13 protein-coding genes are annotated in these 13,206 nt (G+C 56.7%); 7 read left to right on the top strand and 6 right to left on the bottom strand.

What is annotated here, in order from left to right; genetic code table 11:
- Nucleotides 1-510: 510 nt before the first annotated feature.
- Together H9532_RS03215 and coaE are read right to left on the bottom strand one after the other, a co-directional pair.
- Nucleotides 511-981, bottom strand: coding sequence for a hypothetical protein (locus H9532_RS03215; RefSeq protein ID WP_296365734.1), 471 nt, complete (start codon nt 979-981; stop codon nt 511-513).
- Nucleotides 982-1,092: 111 nt separating this feature from the next.
- Nucleotides 1,093-1,755 (bottom strand): dephospho-CoA kinase, encoded by a 663-nt coding sequence (gene coaE / locus H9532_RS03210; protein ID WP_296365733.1) that lies wholly within the window; start codon nt 1,753-1,755, stop codon nt 1,093-1,095.
- Nucleotides 1,756-1,796: 41 nt separating this feature from the next.
- On the opposite strand from coaE, the gene argJ reads away from it, so the two are divergent.
- Nucleotides 1,797-3,026, top strand: coding sequence for a bifunctional glutamate N-acetyltransferase/amino-acid acetyltransferase ArgJ (gene argJ, locus H9532_RS03205; RefSeq protein WP_296365732.1), 1,230 nt, complete (start codon nt 1,797-1,799; stop codon nt 3,024-3,026).
- Between the two features lie 336 nt (nt 3,027-3,362).
- Nucleotides 3,363-3,941: a recombinase family protein gene (locus H9532_RS03200; RefSeq protein ID WP_296365731.1), complete on the top strand. Its 579-nt coding sequence runs from the start codon at nt 3,363-3,365 to the stop codon at nt 3,939-3,941.
- Between the two features lie 593 nt (nt 3,942-4,534).
- Here the strand turns inward: H9532_RS03200 and H9532_RS03195 are convergent.
- Complete coding sequence (locus H9532_RS03195) at nt 4,535-5,161, bottom strand: hypothetical protein (protein WP_296365730.1); 627 nt, start codon at nt 5,159-5,161, stop codon at nt 4,535-4,537.
- Between the two features lie 393 nt (nt 5,162-5,554).
- On the opposite strand from H9532_RS03195, the gene H9532_RS03190 reads away from it, so the two are divergent.
- Entirely contained in the window at nt 5,555-6,169 is a 615-nt protein-coding gene (locus tag H9532_RS03190) for a hypothetical protein (RefSeq protein WP_296365729.1), read from the top strand.
- A 134-nt stretch (nt 6,170-6,303) separates the two neighbouring features.
- Nucleotides 6,304-6,696, top strand: coding sequence for a hypothetical protein (locus tag H9532_RS03185; protein WP_296365728.1), 393 nt, complete (start codon nt 6,304-6,306; stop codon nt 6,694-6,696).
- A 90-nt stretch (nt 6,697-6,786) separates the two neighbouring features.
- Here the strand turns inward: H9532_RS03185 and H9532_RS03180 are convergent, their stop codons facing one another.
- Both H9532_RS03180 and H9532_RS03175 read right to left on the bottom strand, forming a co-directional pair.
- The gene (locus H9532_RS03180) at nt 6,787-8,085 is read right to left on the bottom strand and encodes a site-specific integrase (RefSeq protein WP_296365727.1); all 1,299 of its coding nucleotides are present in this window, start codon (nt 8,083-8,085) and stop codon (nt 6,787-6,789) included.
- A gap of 141 nt (nt 8,086-8,226) precedes the next feature.
- On the bottom strand, nt 8,227-9,135 hold the full coding sequence (locus H9532_RS03175) for a LysR substrate-binding domain-containing protein (RefSeq protein WP_296365726.1): 909 nt from the start codon (nt 9,133-9,135) through the stop codon (nt 8,227-8,229).
- Nucleotides 9,136-9,317: 182 nt separating this feature from the next.
- On the opposite strand from H9532_RS03175, the gene H9532_RS03170 reads away from it, so the two are divergent.
- Genes H9532_RS03170 through H9532_RS03160 form a run of 3 tightly spaced genes read left to right on the top strand, consistent with a single transcriptional unit; the run spans nt 9,318 to nt 11,772 of the window.
- Nucleotides 9,318-9,746: a hypothetical protein gene (locus tag H9532_RS03170; protein WP_296365725.1), complete on the top strand. Its 429-nt coding sequence runs from the start codon at nt 9,318-9,320 to the stop codon at nt 9,744-9,746.
- Nucleotides 9,747-9,796: 50 nt separating this feature from the next.
- On the top strand, nt 9,797-10,105 hold the full coding sequence (locus tag H9532_RS03165) for a hypothetical protein (RefSeq protein ID WP_296365724.1): 309 nt from the start codon (nt 9,797-9,799) through the stop codon (nt 10,103-10,105).
- Nucleotides 10,105-11,772 (top strand): AarF/ABC1/UbiB kinase family protein, encoded by a 1,668-nt coding sequence (locus tag H9532_RS03160; protein ID WP_296365723.1) that lies wholly within the window; start codon nt 10,105-10,107, stop codon nt 11,770-11,772. Before H9532_RS03165 ends, H9532_RS03160 begins: the two co-directional genes overlap by 1 nt.
- A gap of 25 nt (nt 11,773-11,797) precedes the next feature.
- Here H9532_RS03160 and eno read toward each other — a convergent pair whose 3' ends face one another.
- Nucleotides 11,798-13,090 carry a phosphopyruvate hydratase gene (eno, locus tag H9532_RS03155; protein WP_010305456.1) on the bottom strand — a complete coding sequence of 431 codons (1,293 nt, stop codon included), beginning with the start codon at nt 13,088-13,090 and terminating at the stop codon, nt 11,798-11,800.
- Between the last annotated feature and the right edge of the window lie 116 nt (nt 13,091-13,206).

Genomic DNA, 13,206 nt, shown 5'->3' with positions numbered 1-13,206 from the left:
CGGTTAAGGGGTGAGGAGTTGAGGGGGAGGTGTTCCCCTCCCGATGTGCACACCCTCGCCCGGTTCAACGGCCGACTTGTTGACCCACCTCGTTCGCAGCTGTGATCTTGCTCACAGCGCCCCCCGAATAGCGCATGCGTGGCATCAACGGATCTCGATCGCCGCCGCAGCCACATCAGAGAGGCATGGTTCAGCCCTGACTTGGCCACAAAGCTCTTGGCCTAAGGCCAAGCCTTCATCGTCATCACTGCCCTCGGGTCGGGAGCCATTCACCAGACGGGATTGATCGTCAAGGCCGCATAGCCCTGCTGGGCCGGGAGATCCGCCACGCTGCGGACCCATCTCTTCATTCCAACCATCTCAGGCTGCACCACCACCCTCTCGGCGTCGTCAGCTCAGTGCACTCCGCTTGACTGGTTTTGACCACGGCTCCCTCATCAAACGATGAGCCCGCCAGCAACACAAAGCCCTCGAGCCAAAGGCTCGAGGGCTTCATGACCTTTCCGAGGATCAGCGCACGATCATGCAGAGCTTGGGATTCATCCTGCAGATATCGACCTGGGACTTCGCTGGAGACGCCTCAGCCGCTGGCCGTTGTTGGTGATGGTGGTGAACTTCAGTCGTGCGGTTGCCACCGTTGATGGCATTCCCGATCACGCCGCCAATGGCGCCACCGAGCATGCTGCCAAAGAAGGAGGAACCAGCTGACGGAGCAGGAGCGGGTGCGGGAGTCACATAGACCTGCTGAGGAGCGGCCGGCACATAGGAGACTGGAGTGCCAACACCGTTCTGAACGCAAGCCAGATTTTCGTTGCTCAGATCCAGGGCTGATTTCACCAGTAGATCGCTGGTGCTGCGGCTGTAGCAATCAAAGATCAGCGGAGCAGCCTTGGCATCAGAGCCAGGCAGGGCAGTGCCAGCAGCCGCAACGGCGAGAGCAGCGTAACCGGTGATGGTTTTTTGAGCGAAGAGAGCAGACATGACGGTTATTTGGTGAGGAGTGTGGAGAGGTGTTCCCCTCTCGATGAACACAACCTCGCCAAAATCAGAGGATCTCTTGATGACTGGGCACAAGGCTGGCTGTGATGTTGATCACAGGTACTCCAACGGTGTGTTGAGCAGTTGCATGAGCTGACTGTTGAGCACCTTGACGTTGTTCCGGTTGTCGATCAAGCGATCTGCCAGTGCACGTTTGCACTGCAGTGGCCATTGAGCATCGATGCGGGTCTGGGCCTCCTCGGCGCTGAGGCCATCGCGTTCCATCAGGCGCTGCAGCTGCTGTTCCGCTTCACAGTCCACCAGCCACACCTCACTGCACATGCCTTCGAGGCCCGCCTCGAAGAGCAGTGGGATGACCAGTGCCACCGCCGGAGCTGCCTTGAGCGCTGCAAGCTCCCTGTCGAATCGCTCGCGCACCAGCGGATGCACTAAGTCCTCTAGCCATTGCCGTTCCAGCGGATCGCGAAACACGATTCGCCCGAGTGCAGCGCGATCGATCACAGCTGCAGCTGGTGCGCTCCCCGCTGTTTGAGCCGCCTCGCCGTAGCGATCGATCACGGCCTTGGCCCCAGCGCTTCCCGGCGCCAGCGTTTCCCGCGCAAATACATCCGCATCCAGCACCGGTAGCCCTTGCTCGGCTAGCCAGCGGGCCACGGTGCTTTTGCCGCTGGCAATGCCGCCGGTGAGACCAATGCGGCGTTGTGGACCGCTCCAGCGCGGTGAGGCGGGCATCTCTGCCACAGGCGAGTGGGCCATCAGCGCTCAGAATCGCAGGATTCGAGTAAGCAGCGCCCGCCGTGACGCATCCCTGGCAGCCCATCTCCGGCGGCGTCACGGCCCCGCAAGGCTTTCTCGCCGCCGGCATCACGGCGGGCCTGAAGGCCTCCGGCAAGCCTGATCTCTCCCTCGTGCTGGCGCCGGAAGGCGCCGTTTGCGCCGGTACCTTCACCACCTCACTGGTGCGAGCCGCCTGCGTGGATCTGTGCGCCGAGCGGCTGCAGGCCAGCGGAGGCCGGGCCCGGGCGGTGCTCACCAATTCCGGCCAGGCCAATGCCTGCACCGGTGATCGGGGCCTGATCGATAGCCAGCGCGCCACCCAGGCCATGGCGGATCGTCTGGGGCTAACGGCCGAGGAGGTGCTGATCTGCTCCACGGGTGTGATCGGCGTGCCGATCCCGATGGACACCCTCTTGGCGGGGATTGATCCCTTGGTTGAAGCGCTCAGCCCTGAGGGTGGTTCCGCTGCCGCTACGGCAATCCTCACCACCGACCTCATCGACAAGCAAATCGCTCTTGAGGCCGAGCTGGGTGGCCGCCGCGTGCGCATCGGCGGCATGGCCAAGGGCTCGGGAATGATTCACCCGAACATGGCCACCATGCTCGGCTATCTCAGTTGCGACGCCGGCGTGCCGGCCGATGTGTGGCAGGCGATGGTGAAGCGGGCGGTGGATCGCTCCTTCAATGCGATCACGGTGGATGGCGACACCAGCACCAACGACACGTACCTGGCGTTTGCAGCCGGTGAGCCCCTGAACCCCGAGCATTACGAGGCGTTGGAGGCCGGCCTGACAGCGGTGTCGCAACACCTGGCTCAAGCCATCGCTCGGGATGGCGAAGGTGCCACCTGTCTGATCGAGGTGCAGGTGGAGGGCGCCAGCGATGACGCCGCTGCCCGTGCCATCGCCCGTACGATCTGTGGCTCCTCCCTGGTGAAGTGCGCCGTGCACGGCCGCGATCCCAACTGGGGCCGCATCGTGGCCGCCGCCGGCCGCGCCGGCGTGCCGATGGATCCTGATGCGGTAGCGCTGTGGCTCGGTGAGCACCAGCTGATGGCGGCTGGCCAACCCCTCGCCTTCGATCGCCCCTCGGCTTCGGCTTACATGCGCGATCGGGCGGCTGGTGCCTACCTCAAAGACGACACGGTGCTGATTCGCATTCAGGTTGGCGCTGGCTCCAGCAGCGGCTGCGCCTGGGGATGCGACCTCTCCGATCAATACGTGCGGATCAACGCCGATTACACTACCTAGTCAAGATCCCTTGTGCTGCAGTGCTTCTAAGAGCCTGAAAATCTCTGTGTCACAGCTGTGTCACCGATTATGCCCATTCTCTGGGCTGCTCGATAGCGGTCTTTTTGTTCTGGGGCGTGGGGATTGGCTGGCCGATGGGCTCGCTAAGCGGCTTTATGGCCATTGCGAGTGGAGAGCTCCTGGGGCTTGGCGGCCTTTTGGCTGCGCTGAGTGTCCAGCCGTGTATGAAAACGCAGGGGTTCTTAGCACGATCTAAATGCAAGTGCATACAAAGAAAAATGCGTACCAGAAACACTGTATGATTGCTCTGTTCGGATACCCACTGGGTTTTGAGCTATGGGGCAATCCATTGGCTACGCAAGGTGCTCAACAGCCCATCAAGACACTGAGGCCCAGATCGCAGAGTTAAGGGCCGCAGGATGCAGCGAGGTGTTTGCTGAGAAGGTCTCGTCAAGAGCACCACTGGAAAAGCGCAGCCAGTTACGAAAGTGTCTTGACTTCTTGCAGAAAGGTGATGAATTAGTCGTGTCAAAGCTGGATCGACTTGGGAGATCACAAGTCGAAGTAATCAACCGACTCAACGAGCTTCAGATCCAAGGGGTCTATGTCCGCACCTTGGATGGCTTGATCAATACCAGTGGTCTTGGAAAGCTGGCGCCATTGGTCATTGGCCTGCTAACGGGCCTTGCAGAGGTTGAACGCTCTCTGATCCAGGAGCGCACCAGAGAATCTGTAGAGCACCGCAGACGAACTGGTGGCAACCTTGGTGGCCGTCCAAAGACCTCAGACAAAAAGGAACGCCTTGTGGTCCGACTGCGTGATGAAGGTGAGTCTTACAGATCTATTCGTGATCAAACAGGTCTGTCTCTGGCCACTGTCCAGAGGATTCTCAAGGATCACGTCAACGCATCTTGAGATCTAGGCTCATTATTGCAAATTCAATAACTTCATCGTCTGACTTAAAGCTTGGCTTCTTGGTCAATGGATCTTTGCAGGTCTCCCTGATCTTCCTGATGATCTTTCTGGTTTCTGAGCTCAGCATAATCAGACCAAGTTAAGTTGCCTTCTTATTGAATAATGCTCCTTTGAGATCAAATGCTTTATCAAGCCAGAGCAATCCATTTTATAGTAGTCCATCAACTCATTCCTTTGCTGGAGAAGTCTCTCGGATTCCCTGCACTTTAAACTTACCTGAAATACCAATCCCTTGCGATAGATAGTTTGCATACTGGATTTCGATAGATTGAATTCTTTGACGACTGCAGAACTATGCTATAGGCGTAAATATCCTGAAGTCACTACTATTTATATAGCTTCCCGCCTTGCTCTAGAGATGATGCGGAAACTAGGCCAAAGGGCATTCCGCAGGTACATGAATCAGAACCCCACTAAACTCCAGTGAAAATACCAGAAAAACCCTAGAAACTGAACCTGTAATCCAAGATTGGCTATATGAGGCCTTGGAAACCTAAAAGTCAAATAAATTCATTGATTCTGCATCTGAGTACTTATCCCAGATCGGAGTTCTTGTAGTCGATCACTAAGTCACCATCTTGGCGATATCTATTAGAGCAGAAGTCCTTCAGATTATAGTCTGCATGAAAATCTCTAATCCAATCTTGGATGACAATAGCCTTATGTAAGGCAGTATCTCTCCGTTTTAGCCTGTCAAATCCTGGCCTTACTTTGGCCTGGATAAGCATATTGAGATAATGAACATCGGGAATCTTGTCAGAGCCCTCTAGGTGAAAATGGGTATGCAGGGCACGTTTGTACTTCGGATTAGAAGATGTTGGATTGACTAGAGTTTCTTTTGTCTCATGGAAAAAGATTATTCTAGGCCTGTCTGGTAAATGTGGTATCTGATACAACTTGCAGTCGCATAAAGCCGTAAGAAACTTATTCTTAAAGTGGCTTGTCTCCTTCACTGCTTCATTAAATTCAAATAAGAATGGTGTCCAGCAGATAGTCCCAAAGTATGATGGTTTAAAAACCGAATCGAATTGGTAGGAGATGTATTCTTTGAATACCTGGCTCCAAAATCCTTTTGACGATAAGCTTCTTAAGTGTTGATTTAATGACTGGCTACCCAAAAGCCAATTTCTGGCTATTTTTCCTTTGCTGTTGGTTTTCATTTGGGTCATACTGCAATTGAGGATATAACATTAATTCTTTATGTATTATAATAGGAGGGGATGCTGGAGACTTACCTGAAAAAGGCTTAATGATTGATTCTGGAGTTATCCTCTGTTTCATTGGAGACACCAATAACCTCCAGGTAATCCCTGTCCTGGCAAGGAAAATATTTACTTCTAAACAAACTGAGCGGCATCTGCTTGACCCAAATTGGATAGAATATGTGAATATTGGCCTGACAGCATTGCGTCAATACTATTTATATAGGTTTTAGTTAATATGTCTGAAGCCTGGCAGACTTATTATAGCGCTAGTCCCTTGCGCTGTCAACCCTGTCGCTTGACGAAAAGAGCAGATGGGATATACTTCAAACTAAGTTATTGCTGTCTAGCATGAATAGCTCTCTGCTGAAGCTTTTGCAGCAAGCCTGGTCTCCTTGCCCTCTCCTAGAGTCATCATGCAAAAGTATAAAATTCTGTCCGTCCAAGGGTTTTGCTCCAAGAGGCATATGTGGTGCCAATGGAAAACCAGAAGAAGTTGAGCTGATTTTGATTTTTGCAGAGCCTGGAGACCCGCATGAATCTGAGTCGTTTTCTTCTCTTGATGATTCAATAAGATATACCGAAGAATGCTATCGCTCTCAGACTGATCTGTTTCATAAAAGGGTACGATTAATTCTAGATATGTGTTTTCCAGGCTTAACTTTCGATCAGCAACTCTGCAAGTCTCTCTTGACTGATTCTGTCCTTTGCTCAGCAGAGAAGGAGAGTGGCACTATTCCTATTGGCATAGAAAAAGCTTGCGTTACAAATTACCTCTTAGAGGAGATCAAGTTGTTTCCAAATGCTGTTGTATGCGCATTAGGTGGAAAGTCTCAAAGAAGGTTGCGTAAAGTTGGATTTAATCAGTATGTAAGTGCGTTTTCGGCAGCACCTCCTGGATGTAACTACAAAGGGGCTCATGCGTCTTGGGAGAAATTGGCAGCTGCCATTCACTCTAGGGGCTGACTCATTCTTTCTGGCAATTCTATTATATTTGATTTATTCTTGAGTTTGTCTGCATCGTTGACCGTTTCTCTAGTAGGTTGCCTGTTCTAGCGGTAGGCGCTATGATGGAGAAGTAGAGAATACCGCCTTTTTGCATGGAAAGCCTTTTTGATTCCCTTGAGGATGATGATAAAGAGTCTCTTTGGGCAAAGCTTGATGATGAGCTTGATATGAATTTTGACTTTGCAAAAGTTGTAGTGTACGAAATAGATGTTGATGATGTGCAGGCTTGCAATTGGGATTCTCTTGATCCTATTTGCTGGGTTAACCGTCAAGATGAAGATAATCCATTTGGCTCATTAACTCCTGAGGATATACTGTGGCTGGGTAAGCACCTTGGAGAAACTGAAGCCTCAACAATTAATCAGGACTTCGGTGCCTCGGGCTCTCAGACAGCTGTGGTCTATGCTGTATCATACTCAGAGGATGAAAATGTTGAACCTTCAAAAAGTTATCTCACCTCATTCTCTAAGTATGAGGAGGAATGATCTTTTGAGTTCGCAAATCTATATCAGTCATCTTTTATACTAATAGTTGATCGCTTTCCCTTCCCTCGTATTTCCATCCTTTTATTGAATTCATTGTGGCGTAACATATGTGCTGTACATTTCGCCCCCTGTTAGTTTTCTCGTTCTTTTTATAGGATTAAGTTCCGCCGTCAATCCTTCGGGCTCATGGTGATAATAATGGTCTTGAATATACTTAGTGCTTGTGTCCATGTTTGATGCAAGAAGTTGCAGTGGAACTTTGTTTGCTAGTGATATGGTTGCATAGGTGTGTCTTAAAGAGTAGTACGAAAACTTTCTGCCTGTATCGTTTTCAAGCTTGCTTTTAGCAATTATTTGGTTCCAGGCATCTGCCCAAATCCTAGAAGAAAAAGATTTTCCGTCTTTCTGATTGCAGAATAGTAGGTCACTTGACTTGGTGAAGCTAGAAACTGTCCTCAGCCGATTCAGCACAAGTGCTACCTCGCAATTGCATTCATATTCCTTGCCGGTCTTGTTATTCTCTGGCGGCACCGTAATAATTCTGTAGAGCCTCTGCTGCTCTCGGCTGTCTCTAGAATTAATTCTTATGTCACGCCATCTGATTTTCTTTGCTGCGCCAACACGAATTCCGCTATTCAGCATTAACTCTATGGCGCAAGCAATTATTTTCCTGTGAAGCCCTGCTGTTTTCCTGATTACATCTTCTTCTTTCCATTCATGTATTGTTCTAAGTAGTATTTTTAGTTCGTCGTCTCTAAAGTGATTCCTCCTGTGTCGTGCTTCGGTGCGAGGTACCTTGATCTCAGGGATGTCTGGGGAATTGCTAATTACTCTCTTATCTTTGACTGCGATATTCTGAATAACAGATTTAAAGGTAGATAGTTCAGCCTTGATTGTTGTTTTTGTTTTAGGTATCTTGCCTCCGTGTCCATCTCTTCGCCACTGCTCATAGCCTTCAAATGCATTTCGTTTGAGGTGATCAACTCTTGTGTTTTCTCCAAGGTAGTCAATTAACTTCCTGCATTTATTCTTCAGCACTCGATAAGTTTCTGGTGTCACCCCTGCGTGTGGTGCCGAGCTTATTGTAGACTTCTTCTTGGCAAGAAATATCCTCGCCATTTCTCCGACTGTTAGCGTTTGCAGTGACTCTTCGTTCTGGATTTTTGCTTTGATGTTGATATATTCTTTCTGGGCAAGTGATTGGGCGGTTAGAAAGTCTTTGGTCCTTAGTGATCTTCTAATTCTGAACCCTTCCCTTCCCTCTGAATCCCAATAATAAAACTGCCAGTATTTTGACTTGGTTCCTCCACGTTGGTAGATATAGCAATTTTCGGCGTTGAATATCTTTGTCTTGTTCAGTACAAGTGTTCCGTCCTCGCTTTTGGTCACGGTGGGTCGACGCAGGAGTGTGTCAAGTTTGTGTCAGGGGATGGGCGGCAACAGGCCTTGTGTCACGGCTGTGTCACTTTTCAGGAATGCAAAACTCCAATGATAGCAGCTGTTCTGAGCAATGTGCTATATCAACGCCGACTACACGACGTAAGCCACGGGGCTGCGGTGCACGGTCACCTCAGGGTGCGGGGCAGCCAGGCGGCTGAGGTGATCAATCAGCAGGTTGAACAAGCCCTTGGTGCGCGGGTGATCGCGGTAGGCATCACGCACCATCAGCACATCGCCAACGTCTACGGGTAAACGCTGCGGAAGGCGTACCCACTCGTCGCCAAACAGATGCAGGGTGAGCGGCGACGAGTAGCCGATCAGCATCGACTCCACCGGCACCTGCCCAAACCAGGGGGCTTGTTTCATCGCCTGTTCCCGTTCTGCACTGGGCAAGAGGCCGCATCGGCGCAGCACGCCTTCAAAGACCGGGAAGCTGCCATTGGGCAGAGGCAGTACCGGGTAGGGCAACAGGTCATCCCAGGCGATCGGATCGCGCCGATCAACCAGTGGGTGACCCACCGGCACCATCAGATGCATCGGCATGGTGGTGAGCCGCAGGGCGGTGAGTCCGTCACGCACCGGTGCATCCGGTGCTGAGCAGATCCAGGCATCGATCACCCCGTCTTTCAGGAGGGCGTGGGGCTGTTCGTACTCGAGCTGGTTGAAGTTGCCGCGTTGCCAGTTGGTGAGGTCTAGGCCATCCAGCCCTGGTGCTGACCAGTGCTGGGCTTCGAGCCGTAGGGTGCAGCGGCGGCTCCAGCGCCACTGCTGATGCACGGAGCGCTCCAGGTTGAGCAGCTCCGTATCGCCGACCAGTCGCCATTCGCCGCGGCTGCGGGCCAGCTCCAGGCCGAAGACCTCCAGGCAACGGCGGCTGTTGCGGCTCACGGTGGGCTGTGCGCAGGCCAGCGCTTCGGCTGCCCGTTGGCCGGTGCGCAGCCAGATGAGGTGATCAAGCGCGGCGAGGTTGTCCAGCGAGATCACAACTGCCTTCCCCAACACGCGATGCTGAAATTAAGCCTTGAGATCGGCTGGCTCTGTTGAGTTCTTGGCACCCACACAGACCGGCCGCGTTGATGCAAAACCTGCATGGGCTAGTTCATCCCGCGGCTCGCCGCCCGGGCCAATGCGGCTTTCGCTGCTTAGAGTTGCAGGCTTGATGTGGGCCGCGCATGGCAAGAGTGTCGCAGCCAACCCAGCCTCGCCCCCAGCAGATCTGGAAGGGTCCTCTGATCGCTGGGCTGTGTTTTGGCCTCGCCTATGGCGTCGCCCAGCGGCTGCTCAGCTTCAACGTCACCGAGCTGATCCGCTTTGGCCCAGGGTTTGATGTGCAGGTGTTCCCCGGCACCAGCCTGGAGAGCCTGACGCTGCGCTTTGGCGATGCCCAGGCCGAAATCCGTGGGGAGCTGCAAGAGCTAGAGCGTCAACAGGAGCAGGAGGCCAAGCAGCGCGCTGAAGCGGCCAAGCAGGCTGAAGCCGAGCTGCAACGCGCGAATCAGATCGAACCGCCGCGCGAGCCGGAGCTGCCGGCTGCGCCTGTCGCTCCCGCGGCAGAACCGACAGCGCCGCCTCAATCCACACCCCCGCCGCCTCCCGCTCCCCAGCTCTGATCTGCCACAGTTTCAGCAGATCACGCCTGGCCTCGGCCCGGACGGCCGCCATGAGCACACCCCAGACCCTTGTGCAGGCAGCACTGAACCGGCTATCGGCTCGTCTGGGCAGTGGCCTGGCCGATGCGGCAGCGGGCCTGGCGGTGTTGGCCCAGGATGCGCCGGAACGGTTCCGCCAGGAATGGGACCTGTTCCGTGAAGAGGTGGAGCTCGAGGCCCAGCGCCTCGAGCGCGGTGAGGCTGCGGCTCCTGCGGACGCTCCTCCCTCAGACCCCATGCCCGCGGATCCTCAACACCAAATCGACCAGCTACGTGCTCAGGTGGCGCGCGTGGCACGACGGCTTGAGGAGAGGCCCTGATGCCTGCCTTGATGCAGGGCGTACGTAGCGCCACGCGGGTGCTGCGCATCTGGGCTGCCGTTGTGCAGTTGCTGCTGTGGCTCTGGCTCGATGCCCGCGATTGGAGCTATCCCGGTGGGGCTACCGCAGAGCGCCGCGCAGCGCGGCAGCGACGCCGCGCCCGCTGGCTCACCGCCGAGTTGCTCACGCTCGGCTCGGCCTTCATCAAGCTGGGCCAGTTGCTCTCGGCGCGCCCCGATGTGCTTCCCGCCAGCTGGGTGGAGGAGCTCTCGCGCCTGCAGGACAGCGTTCCGGCCTTCTCGTTCCAAACGGCCCAGGCGCTGTTGGAGCAGGAGCTGGGTGAGCGCTGCGCCGAAATCATTGATCTCGATCCTGATCCGCTCGGGGCAGCCAGCCTGGCTCAGGTGCACCGCGCCAGCCTGCGCAGCGGTCGCCAGGTGGTTCTGAAGATTCAACGGCCGGGGTTGGAGCGGCTGTTCCGGCTCGACCTCGAGGTGATGCAGCAGGTGGCTGCGGTGTTGCAGCGCCATCCCAGCTGGGGGGTTGGGCGCGATTGGGTGTCGATCGCCCAGGAGTGCCGGCGCGTGTTGTTGCGGGAGCTCGATTTCCGCCTGGAGGCCGAGCATGCGGCCCGTTTCCGCCAGCAATTTCTGGATGATCCAGGCATTCGCATCCCGGCCGTGGTGTGGGAGCTCACCACCCGCCGTGTGCTTTGCCTTGATTACGTGCCCGGGATCAAGATCACCGATCGCGAGGCGATCCTCGAGGCCGGGATCGATCCGGCTGCGGTGGCCGAAAAGGGAGCGGCCAGCTACCTGCAGCAGCTCGTGCGCTTCGGCTTCTTTCATGCCGATCCCCACCCGGGCAACCTGGCCGTGGCCCGCGATGGCGCGCTGATCTACTACGACTTCGGCATGGTGGGCAGCCTCTCGCAGCGGCTGCGCAGTCGCCTGGGCCGCATGGTCACGGCCGCTGCGGCTCGCGATGCCGGCGGCCTGGTGAGCGAACTGCAAGCTGCCGGTGTGATCGCGGCGGACATTGATCCAGGGCCGGTGCGCCGCCTCGTGCGGGTGATGCTCACCGAAGCGCTCACGCCTCCCTTCTCCGTCAATGTGATCGAGAAGCTCTCGGGTGATCTGTATGAGCTGGTCTACGGCCAGCCGTTCCGCTTGCCGCCCGAGCTGATCTTTGTGATGCGGGCGCTCTCCACCTTTGAAGGCGTGGGCCGCAGCCTCGATCCCAGCTTTAGCCTCGTGGCGATTGCCCGCCCCTACCTACTGCCCCTGATGAGCGCCTCCGGCAACGGTCCCAACGATCTCTTCAATCAGCTGGGCCGCCAGGCGGTGGAGGTGGGTAGCCGCGCCCTCGGCCTGCCGCAGCGCTTGGAAGACAGCCTCTCGCGGATCGAGCAGGGCGACCTTCAGGTGCAGATCCGCGCCGGTGAAACCGATCGTCTGCTGCGACGGGTGGCCTTGAGCCAACAAAGTGCGGGTCAGGCGATGTTGCTGGGTGCTCTGTTGGTGTCGGCTGCGTTGTTGGCGGCCAGCACGCGGCCGGCGCTCACGGCCGTGCCGATCGTGCTTTCAGCGCCGGTGGGCCTGAGCTGGTTGAAGCTTCAGGCCCGGTTGCGGCGCGATGGCCGCATCGACAAGTTGGGGCAATCCTGAGCAGGCTTAGTTGCCCCGTGGCCGATCAGGCCTTGCCGCGGGGGCCGCGATCTTCAGCGCCGGCGTAAACGGCCTGGCTGCCGAGTTCGTCTTCGATGCGCAGCAGCTGGTTGTACTTGGCCACGCGCTCGCTGCGGCTCAGGGAACCGGTCTTGATCTGGCCGGCGCGGGTGGCCACGGCCAGGTCGGCGATGGTGGTGTCTTCGGTTTCGCCGGAGCGGTGGGAGATCACGCTGGTGTAGCCGGCGCGGCCCGCCAGATCGATCGCCTGGAGGGTTTCGGTGAGGGAACCGATCTGATTCACCTTGATCAGGATCGAGTTGGCCACGCCCAGATCGATGCCGCGCTGCAGGCGGGCGCTGTTGGTCACGAACAGGTCGTCGCCCACCAGCTGCACGGTTTTGCCGAGCTTCTCGGTGAGCAGGGCCCAGCCATCCCAATCGTCTTCGGCCACGCCGTCCTCGATCGAGGTGATCGGGAAGCGGCTCACCAGGGCTGCCAGTTGATCCACCATCTCAGCGCTGGTGTAGCTGCCGCCATCGAAGGCATAGCGACCGTCTTTAAAAAATTCGGTGCTGGCCACATCCAGGGCCAGGGAGATCTGATCGCCGGGGCGGTAACCGGCCTTCTCGATCGCCTGCACCAGCAGCTCGCCGGCTTCGATGTTGCCGAGGTCGGGGGCGAAGCCGCCCTCATCACCCACGGCGGTGCTCAGGCCTTTGTCCTTGAGCAGGCCCTTGAGGGTGTGGAACACCTCGGTGCCCATGCGCAGCGCTTCGCGGAAGGTGGGAGCGCCGTGGGGCACGAGCATGAATTCCTGGAAGTCCAGGCTGTTGGCTGCGTGGGCGCCACCGTTGATCACGTTCATCAACGGCACCGGCAGCAGGTTGGCCATCGGGCCGCCCAGGTAGCGGTAGAGGGGCAGACCCACGCCGTTGGCGGCGGCCCGGGCGGTGGCCAGGCTCACGGCCAGGATCGCGTTGGCGCCCAGGGCGCTTTTGTTGGCGCTGCCATCGAGCTCGAGCATCGCCGCATCCACGGTGCCCTGATCGAGGGCGCTCAGGCCGCAGAGGGCGGGAGCGATCTTCTCTTCCACATTGCTCACCGCCTGCAGCACGCCTTTGCCGCAGTAACGGCTGCCGCCGTCGCGCAGTTCACAGGCTTCGTGGGCGCCGGTGCTGGCACCGCTCGGCACGATCGCGCGGCCGCTGGCACCGCCTTCGAGCATCACCTCGGCTTCCACCGTGGGGGTGCCGCGGGAATCGAGCACCTCCCTGGCCACGATGGTGTCAATCACGAGGTCGAGGGTGTCGATCACAGCGGCCTAGGTGTGTCTCAGTGGTCCTTGGTGGGGATCCTATGGGTCGCCCCTGCCGCCCCTCTTGTGCCCGTTGGCACCGAATGGTGAGCTCTGGTCAGAATGCGCCTGGCTGA

Origin of the sequence: Vulcanococcus sp. Clear-D1, from assembly GCF_014654725.1 — a bacterium.
Classification (GTDB): Bacteria; Cyanobacteriota; Cyanobacteriia; order PCC-6307; family Cyanobiaceae; genus Vulcanococcus.
The sequence above is the reverse complement of the archived record's forward strand: the minus strand, read 5'-3'. Positions and strand labels throughout refer to the sequence as shown.

Coding starts and splice junctions, on each gene's coding strand:
- H9532_RS03215 (WP_296365734.1), bottom strand. CDS start 981: ATGTCTGCTCTCTTCGCTCAAAAAACCATCACCGGTTACGCTGCTCTC.
- coaE (WP_296365733.1), bottom strand. CDS start 1,755: ATGGCCCACTCGCCTGTGGCAGAGATGCCCGCCTCACCGCGCTGGAGC.
- H9532_RS03200 (WP_296365731.1), top strand. CDS start 3,363: ATGGGGCAATCCATTGGCTACGCAAGGTGCTCAACAGCCCATCAAGAC.
- H9532_RS03195 (WP_296365730.1), bottom strand. CDS start 5,161: ATGAAAACCAACAGCAAAGGAAAAATAGCCAGAAATTGGCTTTTGGGT.
- H9532_RS03190 (WP_296365729.1), top strand. CDS start 5,555: ATGAATAGCTCTCTGCTGAAGCTTTTGCAGCAAGCCTGGTCTCCTTGC.
- H9532_RS03185 (WP_296365728.1), top strand. CDS start 6,304: ATGGAAAGCCTTTTTGATTCCCTTGAGGATGATGATAAAGAGTCTCTT.
- H9532_RS03165 (WP_296365724.1), top strand. CDS start 9,797: ATGAGCACACCCCAGACCCTTGTGCAGGCAGCACTGAACCGGCTATCG.
- H9532_RS03160 (WP_296365723.1), top strand. CDS start 10,105: ATGCCTGCCTTGATGCAGGGCGTACGTAGCGCCACGCGGGTGCTGCGC.